3 protein-coding genes are annotated in these 4,250 nt (G+C 38.5%); 2 read left to right on the top strand and 1 reads right to left on the bottom strand.

Features of this window, described 5'->3' with window-relative positions; translation table 11 throughout:
- Positions 1–566: 566 nt before the first annotated feature.
- Positions 567–1,055 (bottom strand): DUF2141 domain-containing protein, encoded by a 489-nt coding sequence (locus F6K22_RS33800; protein WP_293108466.1) that lies wholly within the window; start codon positions 1,053–1,055, stop codon positions 567–569.
- Between the two features lie 997 nt (positions 1,056–2,052).
- Here F6K22_RS33800 and F6K22_RS33795 point away from each other — a divergent pair.
- Entirely contained in the window at positions 2,053–3,375 is a 1,323-nt protein-coding gene (locus F6K22_RS33795; RefSeq protein WP_293108463.1) for an RNA-guided endonuclease InsQ/TnpB family protein, read from the top strand.
- Between the two features lie 35 nt (positions 3,376–3,410).
- Complete coding sequence (locus F6K22_RS33790) at positions 3,411–3,842, top strand: peroxiredoxin (protein ID WP_375340220.1); 432 nt, start codon at positions 3,411–3,413, stop codon at positions 3,840–3,842.
- The last annotated feature ends 408 nt before the right edge of the window (positions 3,843–4,250 follow it).

The raw sequence follows: 4,250 nt of genomic DNA, 5'->3' as shown, positions 1-4,250 counted from the left end.
TAGTGGCAATTGGCACCGCCTAGTAGGGGGGATTCGCGAATCCCCCCTACTGCTGTATGCATACTACGGTACGGTACTGGCAATGTGGCTGTTTCGAGCAATGTGAAAATCGTGGTTTTAACCCGATAGAAAGCTCCTAGTCACGAATCCACGCGACTTTAGTCCGTGGAGTGTCAAAGTTGAGCATCTTCCTACAGTCTGTAAACCCATCCCCTATCAGTTGTTAATTTTATAAGCAAAACAAATATTTCCGAAGGGATAATTTTAAAATTCCCATGTTAAGCAAATTATGAACAAATGTAAAAATAGGGGTTTATTGACACTATTCTCAATTATTTTACGAGTTTACTGAATTTGGATTCTATGATATAATTTTTATAGTCACAGGCTTGGTGTAATTAATTTATTGAAAAATTAGTGTAAACTATATTTAATTCGTAGAATATTAAGTAATTTTAAATTTAATCTCTGGATGGAAAAAACAAATTTTCCAGAGACAGCTTAACAATAGAAGCACAAAAATTGACAAAAACGTATATTTGTGCATATATAAAATTCCTAACTTCCTAAAGATATTGCAATTCAATCCAAATATTGTTTTTTGGGCCGACAATAATCACAACTACATCCCTAAACTTGGGAATACCTGTGAAAATCTTTGGGTTTTTGGAAAAGCCAAAGCCCTCTTTGGGAATGCCAAGACCATTCAGATTGAAGATGCCATCGTCATTAAAATCATGAAAAGCAGCAACAGCATAACTTCCTGGTTTCAAATTCTCAAATGTAATTGCAGGAGTCCCTTCTTCTAAATCAACACACCTTACTTGCAAAGCCCGATCGCCGTCACTGGGAAATCCTTGACTACCTGAAAAAAGACTCAGGCAAACTTGTCCAGTTTGATTTTTCAGACCATCGATATTAACTGTTAAGCTACTATTTATTGTCAAACTATTTTTTACTGTTAAGTTACTGTTTAAGGCGGCTCTAGCCTTCTCTGAAACAACTAGATTTCCTAGAAAAGCTAGCACTAGAAAACTAACAAAAAATCGTTGCATTATTATTTCTCCTAAATAATGGGGTTCATTAATTGATAATTGATAATGGATAATTGATAATTACAAGAAGGTTTTAACCGTTACGGAATTGAATATTGGGAAATTCAAGAGCACTTTTCTCGAGGGGAGATTGGAGGCCAGCGAGGAAACCTCGCCATCCCTCGACCGCTTTTTCCCTTTAAAAGGGGAGGCTTTAAACCAGAATTAATTAATTAATTAATAATTCGGGAAAATTAAGGTCTTGTGAAGAATTCGAGGGGAATCTGATATAGCTGATTTGAGCCATTTTAGCTCCCCGATCGAATTCTGATTTGTCCGAGTCCTTCGCTGATGCTAATAGCATTGCGGTAGTCCAGTTCAGTCCGAGCCTTCGTATAATTGACTGAAAACTCAGTACCCCATCAGATATACCATCACAGGTGCTATGGGTGGTCGTTTGTTTAACCCCAAAAGCTTCCATAGGAATTCCATGAGGTAATTATCAATTATCCATTATCCATTAATGAACTTCTTTAGCCATTTTCAGCAGATCATCGTAGTGAGGATTATTAGGTCCCCAAATTACCGGCGGTCTCAGAGCGATCGCTTCAAAGTTAGATTCCTGTTAACGTTAGGTTGGAGACCCGCGCTCTCCCGTAGGGAAGCCTCGGTCCGAAAACCAATCAATGTTAGGATTTCACACACAATATGTTAGAATGTGAAAAATTTTTCGATTAGTAGTAGATGGAAAATCCAGAAAAATTGCCGAAAGACCTGCCTGTCCCAGTAAATGATGGTGCTTGCAATCGCCTACTAGGGCAATCTTTTCCATCGATAAATTTATGTTCAACTAGCTCGATAGGAGTCTCCCGCTATAATCTGCGATTTAGCGGTGAGAGGAATATCAGGACAATTAAAGTATGAAGTTGTCCAATAATTATTATCCCATTCTTTTGTGCTAAAAGTTATTATTTGTTTCACCATTAAGCTAGAATTAAAGTAGTTAGTGAAAAAGCTAATGAAGCAAGTAATAACGGCAAAACTAAAGTTACATTTATCCTCAGAGGAAAAAGAGCTTTTGAGGGAAGTTTCATTGGCTTATAGAGATGCGCTAAATTATTCTTCTGAAATAGCATTCACTAATGGAAAAGTATCAAGTGCAAATAAGCTGCAAAAGCTTGTTTATCAGGATATTAGAACTAAATTTGGTTTACCTTCTCAGATGAGTTGCAATGTCCCAAGACAAGTAGCTGCAACTTATAAAGGGTTGTGGACTAAAGTTAAACAAAATGGGAACCATCTTCAACTGGGCCAGACGAAAAAGCGATATAAAGGGTTGGACAAACCACCTAAGTATGCATCCAGAACTTGCAATTTAAACTACAAACGAGATTACTCTTTTGTGAAGCAAGGGGTGAGTTTGATTACCTTACAAGGTCGAATTAAAGTCTTTTACTCTGGGCACAACAAGCACATTGAACTAATCAAATCGGGTGAAGATGCAGTTAAGTTTGGAGGAGCAAAAATTTATTACGCTCGTTCAAATAAGACTTACTACTTATTAGTTTCTTTAGAATTAAAAATACCAGACATTGAACCTGATGCAATTAATTGCGTAGTCGGTGTTGATGTAGGACAACGGTATCATGCAGTTACTACAGACACCGCAAATCAAGCTCATTTCTATCCAGGAAAACAGTGTAATCATAAAGCTACTCGTTATCAAAAAGCGAGAAAATCTTTACAGCAAAAAGGCACTCGTTCTGCTAAGAAACGTTTGGTTTCGTTATCAGGAAAAGAAAGACGGTTTGTTGCCGATAGAAATCACTGTTTATCCAAACAAATTGCTACTCCTAACACACTAATCGGACTGGAAAATTTAACCAATATTCGGGAGCGGACTCAACCTCGTAAGATTGGAAAAAAAGCATCAACTAAACAACGAAAAGCTAATCATAAACAAGCGAAATGGTCCTTTGCAGAATTACACTTATTTATCGACTATAAGTCTGTTTTAAATAATTCCTTAGCTATTAAAGTTGATGCTGATTATACCTCCCAAGCTTGTCCTCATTGCGGGCATACCAGCAGAGGTAATCGTCCAAATAAAGGGCTAATTTTCCACTGTGAATCTTGCGGTTTTGAACTCCATGCCGACTTAATTGGTGCAAGGAATATAGCAATGCGAGCGCTGCTTTTTCGGCAAGACTGGGAAAGTACGGGGCTTTTGTCAGCAGCCCCTGATGGTTCGTCGGCTGAAGCCAAAGCTGCACGTATGCACGAGGTTTGCAGAAATGCGGTGGACGGCAGAATCAAGCCAACATCAAATCAAAGATTATGATGTTTGGTAGTTGACCTCATGGTAGATATGTAGATTTGTCGGTGATTTCAGGTCGTGTTGTTATTTATTGCTATCCAATGACAGGTCAGCCTGGTATTCAGCTACCTGATGGATGGGACGAGATTCCTGGAGCAAGGGGATGTACTCCACAGTCATGTCCGTTTAGAGATCATTACCAAGAACTCAGTGAGTGGGAAACACAAGTATTTGGCCTTAGCACACAAAGCACTGAATATCAGATGGAAGTGGCAGAGCGACTCCATCTACCATTTGAACTTTTGAGTGATTGTGATTTAAGTTTTGCTAAGGCGTTAAAGTTGCCAATGTTTGAAGTAGAAAGAAAGCAACTGATCAAACGAGTTACGCTCATTGCAGAAGTTGGAAAAATTGTCAAAGTTTTCTATCCAGTCTTTCCACCTGATAGAAATGCTGATGAAGTTATTGATTGGCTGCGAAATAATGTCTGATAAGGGAATTGCAAAAAATAAATTATCCAATTTTTGAACTAGACCTATTTGTTTTGCTGCCTCTATTCCGTACTCTGTGCTCCCTATTGGTACTTAGACATTTTCTGGGAGAAAACCGTTTGTTTGCAGAGCATGACTTAGGAAAAGTCGGTTTATACAAGGGAATTACGTCAATTTTTTTGTTGGCAAAAATTAGTAAAAATAACTAGGGTTTGCTGAAAAAAGTATGAGTGGCAAGGGTAGGAGGACCGAGTCAGGAGGACCGAGTCAGGAGTCAGGAGGAACGGCAATTATAGAGGAGGTAGGAGTCAGAATTTTCCCTTGGTTTTTCTGCCGTTGTCTGCCAAAAATGCTAACTTTTCCAGCTTGCTCGAGGGAAAAGCTCGTACTTTTTTAGATTCAAAAAGA

This window comes from Okeania sp. SIO2F4 (assembly GCF_010672385.1).
Classification (GTDB): Bacteria; Cyanobacteriota; Cyanobacteriia; order Cyanobacteriales; family Microcoleaceae; genus Trichodesmium.
Note: the sequence above shows the minus strand (reverse complement) of the source record. Positions and strands in the feature narration are given on the sequence as shown.

What these genes read in the sequence shown, in the direction of transcription:
- F6K22_RS33800 (WP_293108466.1), bottom strand. Translation starts at nt 1,055, where the DNA reads ATGCAACGATTTTTTGTTAGTTTTCTAGTGCTAGCTTTTCTAGGAAAT.
- F6K22_RS33795 (WP_293108463.1), top strand. Translation starts at nt 2,053, where the DNA reads ATGAAGCAAGTAATAACGGCAAAACTAAAGTTACATTTATCCTCAGAG.